Raw genomic sequence first — 17,945 nt, 5'->3', positions numbered from 1 at the left:
TTTTCCTGTGAAAGGAAGAAATTTGAGGATTTTTTTTATCGTAATATTTCTAGTTTTCTACTTCCGATTTTTCGATTTCCTCAGGTTCAATAACCGGAGTGCCATAAAAAGTCATATGTCTTGCGCCTTGATAGTAATACCAGATTGAAGCTGCCATAGGAATGTGACTGATATCATTATAATTGAACCATGGTCCGAAACTGAATTTTAATGCATGAAAACCGGCCGCTACTGCACCAAGTCCCGTTGCTATAAAAATGTTGACGCTTCCCGGGTCTTTTTTGTGTTTGTAAACATAAATTTCGATCATGAATAACATGAGGAAAAGACCGTAAAATGCATGAATTTCTACCACTACAAAATTCAGTGTAACCAATGTCAGAACAAAAAACAGCGTTAATTCGAAATAATTAAGATATCCGAGCCATGAACCAAATTTGGGTTTTAAGAGCGGTTTGATATGCCAAATTGCAGCTCTCTCGAATAAGGCAACCGCAATCATACTTGAAAACCAGCCGGGAATTTTTCCTTGCTGTCCTGTTAAATATAAAAATCCGTGTCCCAAAACGCCGCCAATAACCGTTGCAATCCCCATAAATAAAAAGAAATAGCGTATCTGGCTGTACATGCGGTGCGCACGGGCAAGTCGGCCTAAATGCACAAATGCATAAAAGCAGACAATCGCCATCAGCAGGCTGGAAATTACAGTCGAAGGTTCAAGAATGGTAATACCAAACAGTTTGATCTGATGAACTTTGCTGAAATCTATGATAACCTCATTCATTGAAAGAAAGTCTTATAGGAGTAAAAGGACCTGAACTGAAAATTATTTTGTCAAAAGTAAGAACAAATGTGGTCTTGTCTGCAACATTCGTTAGTCTAGACCACTCTTTATTAATATTATGCCAGTAACGGTAAAATCATATTTGCTGTTTTTTTTCACTGTTTGATTTTTTGACTGGTATAATTAGTCAGGCGAAAAGTACTACTGGTAGACAAAATCGAGTTGCTGGTCTATTTCCTGAATGGAAGTGAATCACGTAATATTTCTTTGTATCAGGAAATGTGTTCAAAAATAGACTGACCCTCCTGACAATCAATTATTCAACCATGAGAAGATTTTTTTTAATGAATTTTAAAGTAGCAGCTCTTGCCTTTATTTTATTTTTTTCGGCACATTTAAGTAAGGCGCAAGGCCCGTTGGCTCCTTCAACTAATTCACCGGCTTCGGTGACTCCAAAGGGAAATTCAAAAATTTCAGGAATCGTTTCTGATTCAGTCGCGGCAAAACCGGTTGAGTTTGTAAGTGTGGCTTTGGTCAATTTTTCGGATAACAAGGTACTTGACGGAGCGGTAGGGGATGAAAAAGGAAAATTTGAAATAAGCGGTGTTGCCGCGGGAAAGTACAAATTGTTGTTTTCGTTTATCGGATTTAAAGATAAATCTGTAAATGTAACTGTGGAAAACAGTAAGAACGTTGACCTTGGAACAATTAAAATGTCTGCCAATACCAAAACGCTTGATGAAGTTACCATCACAGGTGAAAAGTCGATGGTTGAGGAAAAAGTGGATAGATTGGTTTATAACGCTGAAAAAGATATTACTTCAAAAGGCGGTGACGCTTCTGATCTTTTGAGGAAGGTACCGATGTTATCAGTGGATCTGGACGGAAATGTCTCATTACGTGGAAGTTCCAATATTCGCGTATTGATTAATAACAAACCTTCAACGATCATAGCAAGTAACGTTGCGGATGCATTAAAACAGATTCCTGCCGATATGATCAAATCTGTTGAAGTTATTACTTCACCATCGGCAAAATATGATGCGGAAGGTTCAGGCGGTATTATCAATATCATTACCAAGAAGAATAATTTGCAAGGTTTAACCCTGAATGTGGATTCAGGAGTAGGTAATCGTGGTACGAACCTGGGCCTGAATGGTAGTTACCGAAAAGGAAAAATGGGGTTTACTCTGGGTGGATTTGGCCGTGCGTTTTATAACAAAGCTACGTCTGTACTGGATCAGGATACAAAATCAGGTAGTGATGTTTTTTCAACCAAACAAAATTCTAACGCCAAAGACAGAGGTTTGTTCGGACAGTATTCTCTTGGATTTGATTATGATCTTGGGAAAAATCAGGCACTTTCTGCCGGCGTAAGATATGGTACACGTAACTTCATTCAGAAACAAAATCTGTTCATTGATCAGTTTACGAATTCTGTCGCCACTGCAAATTCACGGCGTAAAGTAGATCGCAAAGACTTATCGGGAACCATTGATATGAACGTTGACTATGTACGTACTTTCAAACCGCAGCAGGAATGGAGCTTCTCAACACTTTATAGCCATACTAATCTGACCAATAATTTCAATACTGATATTCTAAATACGAGTGGAAATGTTGGTAGCAGACTGAAAAACGTGAATGGTAATTACAACAATGAATTTACACTTCAAACTGATTATCAGACCCCAATCAAAAAAAATCAATTGCTTGAATTCGGAGCCAAGGGAATTTTCCGTAAGGTGAGCAGCGATTACAAATATCTGATGGCCGGTGAAACCGGGGATTTTACAATCAATCCGGATAATCCGTCGGGAACATTAAATTATAACCAGAATGTTGCTGCCGGTTATGTTTCTTACTCTTTGACCACAAAAAATAAATACACGATCAAGGCTGGTACGCGTTATGAATATACCGGCATTAGCGCTGATGCGGGTGATAAAGGCAAGATTTCAATTCCTAGTTATGGTAATCTTGTTCCGAGCATAAACCTTTCTAAAAATATAACTGACGCAACCACAATTAAGGTTGCATATAACAGAAGATTGCAGCGTCCCGGAATTCAACAGCTGAATCCAAACGTGAACATTGCCAATCCGCAAAGCATCAGTATGGGAAATCCTTCACTGAGTCCGGAGCTAACCAATAATTTTGAAGCAGGTTTGAGTACCAATATTAAGAAGACTTATCTAAATGTTTCGGTTTTCGCACGTAATACAAATAATTCTATCACCCAGGTGCGTACTACCATTGATACGCTTGCCGGTGCAATTGTTACTACCTACGAAAATATCGGAAAGCAGCGCGCTTATGGAGCCAACGTTTTTGCCAACGTGTACCTGACTTCGAAATGGACACTGAATGGAAGTGTTGATTTGTTGCAGTCACATATGGAGGGGCAGACAACCAATGCAGAAGGGGTTTCGGAAGCTGTCAGTAATTCAGGATTTAATTATGGAGGAAGGATTATGTCTCAGCTTTCATTGAAAAAAGGCTGGGGATTACAGGCATTCGCTTTCTATCGTGGTAAGGAAGTACAATTACAAGGTTCGAGAACCGGATTTTATATGTACTCGCTTGGCTTCAAAAGAGACTTTAATAACAAAAAGGGAAGCATAGGTTTTGGTGCTGAAAACTTTATGACGAAAGGAGTAAGGTTCACTTCCGATCTTCAATCACCGATTTTTGCACAAACCAGCCAAACGCAATTATACAACCGGAATTTCAAAATAACATTTAACTATACTATTGGAAAAATGAGTTTTGATGCGCCAAAACGTAAAACTCGCTCAGTTTCCAATTCGGATGTAAAAGGAGGAGGAGAGAATAATTAAGATATTTCAAAGAACATTTTATTTAAGACTAACCTTCGGGTTAGTCTTTTTTTGTTTATAAGTTTTCTTTCTTTAATATAACCGTTGAAATCTTACGGGATGGTTATGATTTCGTATATTGAAATAGATTAGTATTCATTTGAATTAGTATGCCATGAAATGGTCATTTATTATTCAGCAAAAATTTAAAGCAAGTTTACTTCTTGGAGGCATTATGGTTACTATAATTTTAGGCACTGTTTTGTCCAGAAATAATATAGAAGGAATTGACAAATCATTTTCTTCAATCTATCAGGATCGGCTTATTCCGGCTACGACGATTATTTATCTCACTGAAAATTTGTACAACAAACGGCTTTCTCTGGAAAAATATCTTTTCTCAGAAGACCACATTGAAAATGCTACCATTGATTTGCAGTTAAATCGGTATAATAAAAACCTGGATTCTTTAACCACTGCTTTTGAAAAAACGTATCTCATAGAAGAAGAAGCTAGGATCCTTGCCAATTTTCGAGATATGGCAGAGGCTTATATTTTGCTGGAAAAGCAAATAATTGACGAGCATAGATTTGGTGATTCTGCAAAGGCGAAAGAAATGTTTGAAGGAGTCGGAGTTTTAACTTTTCAAAATTCACTTGCCCACCTTAACGAACTTGCCAAAATTCAGTCGCAGGTAGGAAATACGCTTATGCAGAAATCCAGGATTGATTTTGCCGGTTTTGAAATACTGTCGTTTTTGCAAATCGCACTTGCAGTGATTTTAGGGTTGATTATTTTGGTTCTGATCAAAAATTCCCGGATCATCAATAAACCGGATATTTTAAAAACAAAAGGTCAAAACTTTCATTTGAATTAGTATTACAAACAAAAACGAGGGATACTGATGCTCTAACATCAATATCCCTCGTTTTTGTTTGTAGATTTTATTGACCTACTTTACGGCCTTTCAAAGTCTCACGCTGATTGCTTACCTGTTTCAACAAATCTTTACTAACAAAAAGACGCGTTCCGTTTCCGGACTGAAGGTCAAATGTGCGGTCTTTGTAAGTAAACTTATTGTTCGGCAAAATATCAAGGAAGTAATTTTGTCCACTCAAATTGAATTTCATCCCTTTTTTATCTGTCTGTGTGTCATCCCAGGAAACCGAAATGGTCCCGCTGGTAGAGCCAAGTGCTACACCCGGCGTAAAAAGACGCACATTGATCGTCTGAATGCTTTTACCATTATTAATACTAATTTTTCCTTCGGGATTTACCTTGATGTCATTTGGATCACTTACTTCTCTGCGGATAGTAATCGCCTTGTCATTGAAAAACTGAACCTTACTCAGTGGAATCCCTGCATTTTCAAGATCCTTCCGCAGATCTTCGGTGAACACAGTATAGTTTGTGAATGGAATTGAATTCGTAGTAGCACAGCCCGATATTGCTGCGATAAGTGCCAGGCCGACAAATAGTTTTTTAATTAGATTCATGGTTTTTAATTCGTGTTTCAGTAATAACTGATTGTCAAAATATTTATTTTTTATAAAATGTAGAGAACGCAATATTACTAAAAAGCCTTGCAGTAACCAACTTCAAAATGATATGAATACAAGCGTTTTTGTGCTGACAATCTGTCAGACTGCTTTCGTCATAATTCCTATTGGAACGCAAATTTTTATGCGGTATTGCAAAGCAGAAAATAATTCTAAAATATAATATTCAATAAACAGAGAAATTATGGAATCAGTGATTCAGGAAAAAGGAAATCTTAGCATTCATACCGAAAATATATTTCCGATAATTAAAAAATTCCTTTACTCGGACCACGAAATATTTTTACGCGAATTAGTTTCAAACGCTGTTGATGCAAGTCAGAAAATCAAAAAACTTGCATCTTATGGCGAGTTTAACGGTGAACTTGGAGATTTGAAAGTGGTGGTTAAGCTTGATAAAGAAGCTAAAACCATTACAATCAGCGATAACGGTATCGGTATGACCGCTGATGAGATTAAAAAATATATCAATCAGATCGCTTTTTCTGGTGCTACCGAATTTGTTGAAAAATACAAAGACAAAGGTGAAGACGGAAAAGGTGACAAAGGAATAATCGGGCATTTTGGTCTTGGATTTTATTCTGCCTATATGGTTGCAGAAAATGTTGAAATCATCACAAAATCCTACAAAGACGGTTCAGAGGCCGTTCGCTGGATATGTGACGGATCGACCGAATATGAATTAACGTCAGCCGAAAAGTCGGATCGCGGATCTGATATTATTCTTCACATTGCTGCGGATTCAGAAGAGTTTTTGGATGAAAGTCGTCTGAGAGGAATTCTTGAAAAATATGGTAAGTTTTTACCGATTCAGATTGAATTTGAAGATAAAATCATCAACAATCCTAGTCCGATCTGGACAAAAAATCCATCGGATTTGAAAGATGAAGATTATATCGCATTCTACAAAGAACTTTATCCTTTCAGCGAAGATCCGTTGTTCTGGATCCATTTAAATGTAGATTATCCTTTCAATTTGACCGGGGTTCTTTACTTTCCGAAATTGAAAAACGATTTCCAGGGACAACGTGAAAAAATCCAGCTTTATAGCCGTCAGGTATTTATTACGGATGAGGTAAAAGATATCGTTCCTGATTTCCTTCAGTTGTTACACGGTGTTATTGACTCTCCGGATATCCCGTTGAACGTGTCAAGAAGTTATCTTCAGGCGGATGGTAATGTGAAGAAAATCAACGGATACATTACCCGTAAAGTAGCTGATAAATTATCCGAAATCTTCAAAAATGATCGTGCCGGCTTCGAAGGTAAATTTGATGACATCGGATTGTTCGTGAAATACGGAATTATCAGCGATGAGAAATTCTACGAGAAAGCGAAAGATTTTTGTTTGCTGAAAAACGTTAATGGTAAATTCTTCACTTTTGAAGAGTATAAAGAAGCCGTTAAAGAAAATCAGACCGACAAAAATGATACACAGGTTTGGTTGTATACAACCGACGAAAAGAAACAGGATGCTTTCATTCAGTCTGCTAAAAAACGCAGTTATGATGTTCTTTCTTTAACCAGTGTTATTGATTCACATTTTATCAATGCATTGGAACAAAAGGTTGAAAAAATCCAGGTAAAACGTGTAGATGCAGATACACTTGACAAGCTTATCGAAAAAGATGTGACTTTGGAAAGCATTCTTTCAACAGAAGAATCTGATAAAGCCAAAAAAATCTTTGAAGAAGTAGTAAACAGTAAAACTGGTAATGTTCAGATTGAAGCAATGCCGGTTGACGAATTGCCTGTTGTTATTACATTCCCTGAATTTATGCGTCGTATGACAGATATGCAGGCCTCTTCGGGACAACCTTCGATGTTCGGAAATATGCCATTGATGTATACAATTTCAGTTAATGCGAATCACCCGATTATCGGTAGAATTTTGAATACTGAAAATGAAGAAGATCAAAAGACTTTGGCGAAACAGGTTTATGACCTGGCACTTTTGTCACAAGGACTTTTGGTTGGAAGTGATTTAACACAATTTATCCAACGTACAGTTGTTGGTTTGTAATTGAAATAGAAAAGACAAAAATCCGCTTTCATTACGAGAGCGGATTTTTTTTTGTTATTACAAAATGCTAAAAAATCATTGTCTGCCGGCAATAAGTTTGTCTTTCAAAATCTGTAATTCCTGCCATCTTTTTTCATTGGCAAGTTTTGCCTGTTGAGGCCAGCTGCTTGGATCATGCATCTGGAAACGAGGTCCTGCATTTTTCAGGATATTGGATAATCTTATCGGATTGGTGTTAGACAATTGTTCGTAACTGTAAATCCCCTCCTTGTTGATAAGTTCCTCAATTTTAGGTCCTATCCCTTCAATAATTTTAAAATCATCAACCTTAGTCGGGTCAGCAGGTACAGCAGTTGGGTAAACTGTTTTGGCAGCTTTGCCAACAAGTGTAGGCTGAGCAGAGGTAAATTCACGTTGCTGCGCACGACAATTTGCAAGTTCAAGTTTCTTCTCGGAAATTGATTCACGGAGTACTCGTATACGTCCGTTAGTAATGAGACGCGCGATCAACCAGCCAACAAAAGTTGCGATGATCAGCAATATTAATATTTCAGTTATAGCAACAGGCTTACTGAATGGATTGAGTTGTAAAATCATCATGATTTCTTATATCGTTATCTTAAAGATTGATCAATTAACTATTCTTCGCGGCCTCCATTAAGCAGGTCCTGCCATGCTTTTAGCTCATCCCAGTTTCCTTTTGAAGCCAGTTCAGCCTGACGTGGCCATGTGGACGGATCGTGCACCTGAAATCGGGAATCGGAGTTTGCAAGAATTGCTGAAATCTGGTCAGGCGTTTTTTGGCTTAACTGATAAAAAGAATGTATACCGGCCCCTTTCAGAATGCTTTCAATTTTGGGGCCAATTCCTTCAATTATTTTCAGATCGTCATGCTGTACTTTTTCCGTAGCCACAGGTATGCCTGAAAAACTTTCCCGAATTGAATTGGATGAAGTTTTTAGTGCTGTTTTTTGGTTGTTACAATATTCCAGATCAGTTTCCAGACGGTTCAATTGATCTTCCAGTTCGGTAATAACAGAATTACCGGTTACGTATCCAATAATATATCCGAGAATTGCCGCTACAACGAGCATCAATATATGTTGCCACAAAGCATCGGGATTTGCAAGAGGATTTAATTCAAACATGTTATAATGTGTTTTGAGTAATAAATGGCTATTGAACAACAATGGTTACGCGGCGATTGGCACGTTTTCCTTCCGGTGTATCGTTGGAAGCCTTAGGATCCGCTTCACCTTTGCCATCCGTAGAAATCCTGTCGGCAGGAACGCCCAGCGAAACAAATTTGGCCTTTACAATTTCCGCTCTCTTTTTTGAAAGTTTGAGATTCCATTCGGCACTGTCATCACTGTCTGTGTAACCGGTCAAAAGTAATTTTTTATCTTTATTTTCAGATAAAAACTTTTTAGCCTCTACCAGGAATTTCTGGTTTTCATCTGTTTTGATATATTCTGTGCTGTCAGCGGGGAAATAAAGATCCAGCGGTTTAAAAATACTTTCATATTTCTGTTCATTGGCAAGATCGTTTTCCGTAACGGCGACCTTTTTTGTAAATGCAAAGTCAATACCGCCGTGAAGAGAATCCGGACTAAATACTATACCATCGTTGAGCTGGCCGTTCAAAACAAAAATGGAATCCGGTAAACCTTTACTTGTCAGATAGCTTTTAATAGCCGCTGCCCGTGCAATTCCAAGATTAGGAAAAGAAGTCGCGTTGGTTTCCTGGGAAGCGTAGGAGCCGGTAATTGTAATAATCTTGCCAGGATTAGCCATAGCAAATGAAGCCAGAGAATCAATTTCTGCCTGAACGCCATTGAAATTCGCGTCTGCACCAGATTTTGCAAATCCGAAATTTCCGGAAGAAGTCAAATTTAGCTCAGTTCCATCGACGATTGTTAACGGTGAAATCACAGGGGCTGTTTTTGAAATAACAGTTGAGGTTGTAAGTGGTGCGTCGCATAAGAGCTTGATTTTACAAACGTGCCAGTAAGCTGAGCCAGCCATCCAGCCAATAAGTAATAACCACCAAATTGTTTTGTTGTTTGACATATGTGTTGTAGGGATTAATTTACTTTTTGACTGAAAAATTCAATTCGGTCACAATATAATTCCTCTATAACAGTATGCAACAAACGATTAATTAAAAAAATGGCCCGGATACAAGCGTATCCGGGCCATTTTTTTATCGGTTCATTGATATCAAGAACTCTTCATTGTTTCTGGTTCCCTTCATATGGTCGAGCAGGAAGTCCATAGATTCCATGGCATTCATATCGGACATATGTTTTCTTAAAATCCAGACTTTTTTGAGTGTTTCTTTGTCAAGTAATAAGTCTTCACGACGTGTTCCTGATGCCATAACGTCGATAGCAGGGAATACACGTTTGTTTGAAAGTTTACGATCCAGCTGCAATTCCATGTTACCAGTACCTTTGAATTCCTCAAAGATAACTTCGTCCATTTTTGAACCTGTATCGATCAATGCAGTTGCGATAATCGTAAGAGATCCGCCATTTTCAACATTTCTGGCCGCTCCGAAGAAACGTTTTGGTTTGTGCAAAGCGTTGGCATCCACACCACCTGAAAGAATTTTTCCGGAAGAAGGAACCACGGTATTATATGCACGGGCCAAACGGGTGATAGAATCCAGAAGAATAACTACATCGTGACCGCATTCTACCATTCTTTTTGCTTTTTCAAGCACAATGCTGGCTACTTTCACGTGACGGTCAGCCTGTTCATCAAAAGTCGATGCAATTACCTCTGCACGCACACTGCGCTGCATATCTGTAACCTCCTCAGGACGTTCATCAATCAGAAGAATAAGTAAAAATACTTCCGGGTGATTACGCGTAATCGCATTGGCAATTTCTTTCAATAGAACCGTTTTACCCGTTTTGGGCTGGGCAACGATCATGCCGCGCTGTCCTTTTCCGATTGGTGCAAAAAGATCAAGAATACGGGTAGAATACTGATCCGGACGGCTGCTTAATCTTAAACATTCTTCCGGGAAAAGAGGCGTAAGGTATTCAAAAGGAATACGGTCTCTGATTTCTTCAGTTGTTTTACCATTAACGGTTTCAACTCGAAGTAAAGCGAAATATTTTTCCCCTTCTTTTGGTGGGCGAATCTGACCTTTTACAGTATCACCGGTTTTAAGACCGAATAATTTTATCTGCGAAGGCGAAACATATATATCATCCGGACTGGCCAGATAGTTGTAATCAGCTGATCTAAGGAAGCCATAGCCGCCATCCTGCATAATCTCCAAAACGCCTTCATTGATAATCAAACCGTCAAATTCGCGGACATAATTATTATAGTTACGTTTGATTTTATTGGAAGGATCTTCTCTTGGAGAAGAATTTTGTTGCGGATGTCTTTCGTGGTTTTCTCCTGCCTGCTGTACTGGTCTTTCTTCCGTTGCACCTGTATTTACAGGAGCACTTTGAGCAGTTTCAGTATTGTCGGCCTGCGATGAACTTTCATTTAGAGACGTAGTTTCAGCTACCGGAGCAGCCTCTTCACGCCCCAGGTCATCAAGTGTATCTTCAATAGAATCAAGCTCACGCGCAGAATCCTTGTTTTTAGAAATAACTTCGGATTTTCTTTGATTATCAAATTTCCTTGCAGGCGCTTCATATCTTTTAACTGGCTCAGAAACAGCAGCAGGAGCTGATTCTGTCGCAGCTGGTTCAGGTACTACCGGCGTCTCCGTAATTTTTGGTGTGTTGTCAAAAAGTGGAGTGGGAGCCGGGCTGTTTATTTCTTTTCTTGGCTTATTGGTACGAACATTAATTGCTTTGGCGGCAACAGGTGTTTCGATACGTCTGGCTCTTTTTTTCTTAGGCTCATCACCAGCAGCAGAATCAATAGCCAAATCTGCTTCAACAACCTTTTCAGGCTCCGGAGCACTATTTTGCTGTGCAATAATTCTTGATACTAATTCTTTTTTGGGAAGTTTGGCATAATCTTGAATGCCGCTTTTTCCCGCTATTTCTTTCAGCTCCGATAAAAGCTTAAGGTTCAATTCATCAATTGTAAGCATACAGAAAATATACAGTAAAGATAAACTTTACCAGATGATTAATGGGATAGTGAATATAGATGGAAAATTGATAGGAGAACGCAGGTCTCGGGTCACGTGATGGTCATTGATGCGTGGATATATTTATTTGTCAAGCCTTAATAAAGACGTGCCAAACAGGATAAACTTAAGATGGATCAACCAGGAAATTTTGCAATTTAATAGAAAAAGTAGTGTGTAATAATTTCTTAGAGTATTTGTTCTCGCTAGTTTTGAGAGCTAACGGGCGCCAGACATAACGGAATAATACAGGGGTGTTTTTTACTTAAAACGAAGGTACAAAGTGTTTTTATTAAATCCAAATGCTTCTTTCTCTATTTGCCAAAAAACCTTAATCTATGTTAAATTTTGAACGATCCGGTGCCGTCTTTTAGAAATGTTAGTATTTCTGCCAAGAAAAGAGGACTTTTGTGGGAATATGAATGTAGTAGTCGATTCGGGCAATACTTATTCCAAGATTGGATGGTTTTCAGGGGATAATCTGATCCGCTATGAAACACGGCTGGGTTTTACGGAACTCATTGATCTGATAAGGGCAGAGTTGCCCGAACGTATTATATATTCGTCCGTAAACCGGCCATTGAATGAGTTTTTGGAAGCGCTGGATCGCGATGTGCCGGTTTTAAATCTGACTGGCGTTACGACTGTTCCTGTCCAAAAGGATTATGAAACACCGCATACGTTGGGAGCCGACAGAATTGCAGCAGCCTGTGGTGCAAACTGGATGTTTCCGGGAAAAGATGTGCTGGTGATTGACATGGGTACAAGTATTACCTATGACATGGTTGATCAGCAAGGGATTTTTAGAGGTGGGTTAATTTCTCCCGGCGTCCGGATGCGATTTAATGCACTTCATACGTTTACAAAAAGACTTCCTTTGTTTGACCCTGAAAAAGATCCGGAATTCATTGGAAAAAGTACAAAAAATGCTATTCAAAGTGGCGTTATGAATGGTACCCTGGCCGAGATTGAAGGAATAATTAACAGGTACCGAAACGAAATACCATCTTTGTGCGTAGTAATATGCGGCGGAGACGTACCATTTTTTGAAAGTAGCCTGAAACCGCCCATATTTGCAGTGCCGGAACTGGTATTAATAGGACTGAACAGAATTTTAACATATAATGTCGCTCTACAATAGAATAGGATTACTCACGATAGCAATTACGCTCGGATGCAATTGTTCGGCCTTAATATCAAAAGTTAATGCACAGGGATTAGGAAATTCACCATATTCATCTCTTGGTATGGGTGAACTTTATAATGATGGTTTTGCAGCATCTTCGGGAATGGGACAAACTAACGTGAGTTCTGCCAGTAGCTTTGAAATTAATAATCTTAACCCTGCCTTATGGGTAAGAAATAAATATACAACTCTTGATTTTGGTGGAATAGGACAATATAAGAAGATTGTTTCCGGTTCAAATAGTCAGCGTAACGCAGGTGGAAATCTGGCCTATGTAGCTCTGGCTTTTCCGGTAGCACCTCGCTGGACTTTGGGTATCAGTGTAAAACCTTACAGCTTTGTTGATTTTCAGAATAAGGATGTAAGAAATGTTGTGGGTACACCTTATACTGCCGATTATACAACTAACGGAAAAGGTGGTGTAAACAAAGCTTCTTTTACAAATGCCGTTCAAATTGGACGTTATTTAAGCGTTGGTCTTGAAGCGTCTTACTTTTTTGGTAATGTTAGAACAGCATCAGAAGCCAGTATTGCAGACGGATCCGGTTATCTGGTGAGTGTAAGTGATCGCACTGTTTACAAAGATATTGCTTTCCGTGGCGGTGCGGCATTAAGAATTCCGATTAAAAAGAATAATAAGCTTAACCTGAATCTTGGGGGAGTTTATGGAGTTGGCACGAAACTGAATGCAGAAAGAACAACGGCGTTTGAATTGCTGCAAAGTTCTTTCCCTGTAATTACGCCTGACACTCTCGTTAAAAACAGAAAGGGAACCATACAGCTTCCTGCAACGTATCAGGTAGGATTTAGTTTCGAATGGCCATACAAACTTACACTGGCTGCGGATTATAGCCATGAGGGATGGACGGGATACAGAAATTATGACAGATCTCTGGGTAATGACGGATTGAAAGATGTTGACCGGGTTCATTTGGGCGTTGAGTACACACCTCGTTTCGGTTCTTTAAGTTATCTTGATAATGTCAGGTACCGTGTAGGATTTAGCCATGGCAATACGCCTTATTCGATTAATGAAAAAAATATAAAAGATACCAATGTCAGTCTTGGTTTTACTTTACCGATGGGACGCGGATATCAGAATTTTGTTACAGTTTCCTTGGTTGGAGGGCAGCGCGGGATTTTGGGAACAAATATGGTTCGGGAACGATACGGACGCCTTGTACTTGGTTTGACATTAAGAGAAAGATGGTTTGAAAAACAAAAACTTGATTAGAAATCAGCCTGTACACATGTTGGCTAATAGCTTCATAATAAAGTACTTTCAAAAAGGAGATAGATTCATATCTCCTTTTTGTATTCTGGCACTTGCCGGATTTTTTTTTATTGCCTGCGAACCAAATGAAAAAAAAGCCGGCAAGCCATACACAGGCCCAACTGACATTACCAATAATGTCGAAATTAAATATAGCGAACAAGGCTTAATGAAAGTATTCCTGAAAACTCCATTACAGCTTCATTACCAGAATAATGACAAAGTTTTTCCGGACACAATCAATGTGGATTTTTATGATCCGCTGGGCGTAACCGTTATAACAAAATTAAGGGCTGATTCTGGCAGATTTGACCAGAGACAAAACGTCTACATCGTCAAGGGAAATGTGAGGGTAGTAAAATCTCAGACAAAGGAACTACTTACTACAACGGAGTTGACATGGAGCCCTGATACCAGAAAGGTATTTACGGACAAGTTTGTTTCCGTAAAAAACATCGTTACAAAGGATGTAATCAACGGAAACGGAATGGATGCTGACCAGGATTTTTCACATATAAAATTCCGGAAAGGCACATTCAAGATGAAATTCAATGATATTTAATGTTCCTTGCAGGCGGTTAATGCTTTTGTTACGGTAGCAATCGGCGTGTAAACGCTGTCCTTGGCCCACTTCATATTTACATAAGTAATGACCTCTGCAATTTCGAGTTCCTGCAATTTTGCATTAGCAGGCATCGGGCGGTTAAATGGTTTACCGTTGACTGTAATCGTCCCCTTCATGCCATATTTCATTATACAAGCCATGGCAGATTTATCATGAATAATTTTGGATCCAACCAGAGGTGGATACAAGTTAGCCATTCCTTTGCCGTCTGCCTGGTGGCAGTTGGCACAATTCATTGTATAAATTTGATAACCTTCCGCAAAATACTGTTCTGTTTTTAGTTCTTGTTCACTTTGACATGAGAATACTGTGAAAGCGGATAGGGCAAATATTACTTTCTTTATCATGAATTTACTGTGTCGCAGGGCACTCTATTTTTTATACTCTTCCAATAATGATTTTATTCCCTGAATCAGTTTCTGAGTTCCTTCCTCAGTAGTTCCATCGTACATGCCGCGAATATGTTTTTCTTTATCAATCAAAATAAAGGCTCCGCTGTGCAGAAATCCTCCTTCGGCGGTTTTGTCTTCCTGTGCAGCGGATAAATAGCTTTTCTGTCCAATTTCATAGATCTTTTCTTTTGGCCCGGTCAGAAACTGCCATTGCTTTCCTTCAACACCCAAATCTTTTGCGAATTTATTCAGAACCTGGGGCGTGTCATGTTCCGGATCAATCGTATGAGACAGAATCATTACATCCGGATTGTCCTTGAATTCTTTGTACACTTTTACCATTTGTCTTTTCATAACCGGACAAATAGTTGGGCAGGTAGTAAAGAAAAAATCGGTAACATAAATTTTATTCTCTACAATTTTCTCCGTTACTGTATCTCCATATTGGTTCGTAAAAGTAAAAGGAGGAATAACATTATAAATGGTATCTGTGACTTCCTTGCCATCCACTTTTTTTGTGACCCAATCGCGTTCTCCTAATATTGGTAATTTCTTGCTGCCACTTTCACAACCTGATATCAATCCTATCAGCACAAAAAAGATAATTAACTTCTTGCAACCAATATTTCCTATGCTACTCATATACTTAATTTAAAAATGTTTTTGCTTCCTGAATGTTTTTGGAAGTAATTTCTTTTACCTCAATGATTCTTTTCTTCTGCGTTTCGAAATAAAGAATCGCCGCTTCGGGTTTCAGTTTTTTAGCGGAATCTCCACGATATTCGTGCATCCAGTCCATCATCAGCTTATCTGATTCGTTCAGTTTCTGATTAATTTCTGTCGCTTTAATACGTTCTTCCGCAATATTATTTCCCGCAACTCCTTCATTTTGCAAACTATCCATATGAATGATTTTTTGGGATAGCCTGGATTTAAGCGTCATAATATCGTCCATCTGTGGCATCACTTCATCATGGATTGTCATCACTTCACCTTCCAGTTCCAGGACTTTGTCTGCATCTTTATTACAGGATAAAAAAGAAAAAGTTATCCCTAGTGCTAATACATACTGTTTCATTTTATTCATTTTATGAGGGTTATCCAAGAATTATTATTAGTCTTTGGAAATCATTTCACGGGCATTATTTATCACCGATTCTGTCGGGTTATGACCTCCGATCATCTGTGCGATTTCCATTACACGTTCGTCCACAGATAATTTTTTTATCTTACTGACTGTTTTTGCTGATGAATGATCCTTATATACAAAATAGTGTGCCTTGCCGCTGCTTGCTATCTGGTGTAAATGCGTGATGGCAATAATCTGATGATTTTCGGACATTTTAATCATCATTTTACCCATTTTTTTCGCTATTTCTCCTGAAACGCCTGTATCAATTTCATCAAAGATAATGGTAGGCAGTTTTCGCCTGTCGGCCAGAATATACTTGATAACCATCATCAAACGGGAAAATTCACCACCGGAAGCTACTTGTCTTAATTCCTGTAAAGGCGTTCCTTTATTACCGCTAAAAAGAAAAGCGATGGAATCGATTCCGTCATTTGTAGGCTGGATTTCTGTAATTTTTATAGACAAAGACGCATTCGGAATGCCTAATTCAATCAGTCTTTCAATAATAAGCGACTCGATTGTTTTAAGAACTTTCTGACGTTCTTTTGACAAATTAGCCGCACTTTTTAGCATGACTTCTTCTGTTTTTGCAGCTTCCTTTTTTGCTTTTAGTAGGGCCTCATCCAGATTTAGTACCGTTCCAACCTTTTTTTCCAGCTCTTGCTGAATTTTCAGAAGTTCGTCAACGGTCGTTGTGTGATGCTTTTTTTGCAGTTGATAAATTAAATCCAGGCGTTCATGAACCAGCTGACTTCTTCCTTCATCAATTTCAACAGAAGAACTTACACCATCAATTTCATCAGCCAAATCCCGAAGTTCTATCAGGCAACTCTGAGCCCTTTCACGCAAAGATTCATAAGCCGGAACCAGGCGGCTTGCCTGTGAAATGGCTGTAACTGTATTTTTCAGATAATCAAGGATTGAACTGTCAGGATTATCAAGATAGGAGTAGGCCAATTGAAGCTTTTCCCTGATCTCCACAGCATTTTCCAATATCGTTAATTCCTGTTCGAGCTGCGTTTGTTCGTCGCTTCGCAAGTCGGCGTTGGCCAGTTCCTGATATAGAAACTGATCATAGTCGAATGCTTTTCTCATCTGGATTGCTTCTTTCTGCAAAGAATCATAAGCTTTCGCTGCCTCTCTGTATGCCTGAAAATGTTTACGGTAAGCGTGAAGCAAACCATAATTTTCAGCATAAGTGTCGACAACCTGCAATTGAAATTCATTGCTTCCCAGTAAAATCGAATCGTGTTGGGAATGTATATCAAGAAGCTGGCTGCTTATTCTTTTGAGTGTATCAAGATTAACCGGTGTGTCATTAATGAATGCGCGTGATTTTCCAGCCACCGAAATTTCTCTCCGTACAATACATTCCTGAGCAAAATCAAGATTTTCTTCTTCGAAATTAGGGGCCAGGTCATAACCTGACAGATCGAAACTGCCCTCAATGATACATTTTTCGGCAGGATCGTAAAGAGATTTTACATCTGCACGGTTGCCAAGTAAAAGACCAATCGCGCCAAGCATAATGGATTTACCTGCGCCCGTTTCTCCTGTAATTATATTTAATCCCGGATCCGGCGACATTTCCAGTTGCTTGATCAGGGCGTAATTTTTAATAAGTAAATTTGAGAGCATGCCTTTGTAAGCAGATTGTCAAAGTTGGTGAGAACAAGTCAGAATTGTATCAGAAAGGTTCGTCTTTGACACGAATATAGTTATGTTATCAACAAATAGGAAACGGAACTAGTTCTGAAACGTTTTTTTTGGAATAAGCTGCTGATTAAATAAGCGAAGTTGCTGCACTGCGATGTTTAGTTCCTGTCTTTATAATCGTAAACGACCTCGAACAAATCCTGAATGGCCAGTTTATGTGTATGCTGACGAGTATCGTACATGGTCAGATATTCATTACTGACAGAAATTAATTTTCCGGAATATGTTTTTCCTGACTGCAATATGGCATTAAGTTCCTGTCCGGCAAGGCTTGTTAATTCCGATGCAATATTTTTTGAAGCGATACGAATCAGGCGTTTGCTCATAC

At 38.8% G+C, this 17,945-nt stretch carries 17 protein-coding genes; 6 read left to right on the top strand and 11 right to left on the bottom strand.

Annotated features, from left to right (window positions below; genetic code table 11):
* Nucleotides 1-49 precede the first annotated feature (49 nt).
* A complete protein-coding gene (locus IEE83_RS20730; protein ID WP_194122417.1) occupies nucleotides 50-784 on the bottom strand; it encodes a DUF6962 family protein in 735 nt (244 codons plus the stop codon).
* Between the two features lie 326 nt (nucleotides 785-1,110).
* On the opposite strand from IEE83_RS20730, the gene IEE83_RS20725 reads away from it, so the two are divergent.
* Together IEE83_RS20725 and IEE83_RS20720 are read left to right on the top strand one after the other, a co-directional pair.
* A complete protein-coding gene (locus IEE83_RS20725; protein WP_228101909.1) occupies nucleotides 1,111-3,624 on the top strand; it encodes a TonB-dependent receptor in 2,514 nt (837 codons plus the stop codon).
* 154 nt (nucleotides 3,625-3,778) lie between these two features.
* Nucleotides 3,779-4,480 (top strand): MCP four helix bundle domain-containing protein, encoded by a 702-nt coding sequence (locus IEE83_RS20720; RefSeq protein ID WP_194122416.1) that lies wholly within the window; start codon nucleotides 3,779-3,781, stop codon nucleotides 4,478-4,480.
* 67 nt (nucleotides 4,481-4,547) lie between these two features.
* On the opposite strand, the gene IEE83_RS20715 is transcribed toward IEE83_RS20720, so the two are convergent.
* Nucleotides 4,548-5,099: a hypothetical protein gene (locus tag IEE83_RS20715; protein WP_194122415.1), complete on the bottom strand. Its 552-nt coding sequence runs from the start codon at nucleotides 5,097-5,099 to the stop codon at nucleotides 4,548-4,550.
* 247 nt (nucleotides 5,100-5,346) lie between these two features.
* On the opposite strand from IEE83_RS20715, the gene htpG reads away from it, so the two are divergent.
* The gene (gene htpG / locus IEE83_RS20710) at nucleotides 5,347-7,185 is read left to right on the top strand and encodes a molecular chaperone HtpG (protein WP_194122414.1); all 1,839 of its coding nucleotides are present in this window, start codon (nucleotides 5,347-5,349) and stop codon (nucleotides 7,183-7,185) included.
* A 75-nt stretch (nucleotides 7,186-7,260) separates the two neighbouring features.
* Here the strand turns inward: htpG and IEE83_RS20705 are convergent, their stop codons facing one another.
* The 4 genes from IEE83_RS20705 to rho form a co-directional block, all read right to left on the bottom strand.
* Nucleotides 7,261-7,785 (bottom strand): helix-hairpin-helix domain-containing protein, encoded by a 525-nt coding sequence (locus tag IEE83_RS20705; protein ID WP_194122413.1) that lies wholly within the window; start codon nucleotides 7,783-7,785, stop codon nucleotides 7,261-7,263.
* A 38-nt stretch (nucleotides 7,786-7,823) separates the two neighbouring features.
* Nucleotides 7,824-8,333, bottom strand: coding sequence for a helix-hairpin-helix domain-containing protein (locus IEE83_RS20700; RefSeq protein WP_194122412.1), 510 nt, complete (start codon nucleotides 8,331-8,333; stop codon nucleotides 7,824-7,826).
* Nucleotides 8,334-8,361: 28 nt separating this feature from the next.
* Complete coding sequence (locus tag IEE83_RS20695; RefSeq protein ID WP_194122411.1) at nucleotides 8,362-9,255, bottom strand: OmpA family protein; 894 nt, start codon at nucleotides 9,253-9,255, stop codon at nucleotides 8,362-8,364.
* A gap of 133 nt (nucleotides 9,256-9,388) precedes the next feature.
* A complete protein-coding gene (rho, locus tag IEE83_RS20690; protein WP_194122410.1) occupies nucleotides 9,389-11,254 on the bottom strand; it encodes a transcription termination factor Rho in 1,866 nt (621 codons plus the stop codon).
* 415 nt (nucleotides 11,255-11,669) lie between these two features.
* Between rho and IEE83_RS20685 the strand changes: the two genes are divergently transcribed.
* From IEE83_RS20685 to lptC, 3 genes are read left to right on the top strand one after another with little or no spacing between them, the layout of a single operon-like run.
* Entirely contained in the window at nucleotides 11,670-12,434 is a 765-nt protein-coding gene (locus tag IEE83_RS20685) for a type III pantothenate kinase (RefSeq protein WP_310588539.1), read from the top strand.
* Nucleotides 12,418-13,713 (top strand): BamG family beta-barrel-assembly machinery protein, encoded by a 1,296-nt coding sequence (gene bamG, locus IEE83_RS20680; RefSeq protein ID WP_228101908.1) that lies wholly within the window; start codon nucleotides 12,418-12,420, stop codon nucleotides 13,711-13,713. Before IEE83_RS20685 ends, bamG begins: the two co-directional genes overlap by 17 nt.
* A 16-nt stretch (nucleotides 13,714-13,729) precedes the next feature.
* Nucleotides 13,730-14,314 carry an LPS export ABC transporter periplasmic protein LptC gene (gene lptC, locus IEE83_RS20675; protein WP_194122409.1) on the top strand — a complete coding sequence of 195 codons (585 nt, stop codon included), beginning with the start codon at nucleotides 13,730-13,732 and terminating at the stop codon, nucleotides 14,312-14,314.
* On the opposite strand, the gene IEE83_RS20670 is transcribed toward lptC, so the two are convergent.
* From IEE83_RS20670 to IEE83_RS20650, 5 genes are all read right to left on the bottom strand, one after another.
* A complete protein-coding gene (locus tag IEE83_RS20670; protein ID WP_194122408.1) occupies nucleotides 14,311-14,724 on the bottom strand; it encodes a c-type cytochrome in 414 nt (137 codons plus the stop codon). The two genes, lptC and IEE83_RS20670, sit on opposite strands and share 4 nt — an antisense overlap.
* Nucleotides 14,725-14,748: 24 nt before the next feature.
* A complete protein-coding gene (locus IEE83_RS20665) occupies nucleotides 14,749-15,411 on the bottom strand; it encodes an SCO family protein (protein WP_194122407.1) in 663 nt (220 codons plus the stop codon).
* Between the two features lie 4 nt (nucleotides 15,412-15,415).
* A complete protein-coding gene (locus tag IEE83_RS20660) occupies nucleotides 15,416-15,847 on the bottom strand; it encodes a viral A-type inclusion protein (protein WP_194122406.1) in 432 nt (143 codons plus the stop codon).
* Between the two features lie 36 nt (nucleotides 15,848-15,883).
* Nucleotides 15,884-17,539 (bottom strand): DNA repair protein RecN, encoded by a 1,656-nt coding sequence (gene recN / locus IEE83_RS20655; RefSeq protein WP_194122405.1) that lies wholly within the window; start codon nucleotides 17,537-17,539, stop codon nucleotides 15,884-15,886.
* Nucleotides 17,540-17,715: 176 nt separating this feature from the next.
* Nucleotides 17,716-17,943 (bottom strand): LSm family protein, encoded by a 228-nt coding sequence (locus IEE83_RS20650; RefSeq protein WP_194122404.1) that lies wholly within the window; start codon nucleotides 17,941-17,943, stop codon nucleotides 17,716-17,718.
* Between the last annotated feature and the right edge of the window lie 2 nt (nucleotides 17,944-17,945).

This window comes from Dyadobacter subterraneus (genome assembly GCF_015221875.1).
GTDB lineage: Bacteria > Bacteroidota > Bacteroidia > Cytophagales > Spirosomataceae > Dyadobacter > Dyadobacter subterraneus.
The sequence above is the reverse complement of the archived record's forward strand: the minus strand, read 5'-3'. Positions and strand labels throughout refer to the sequence as shown.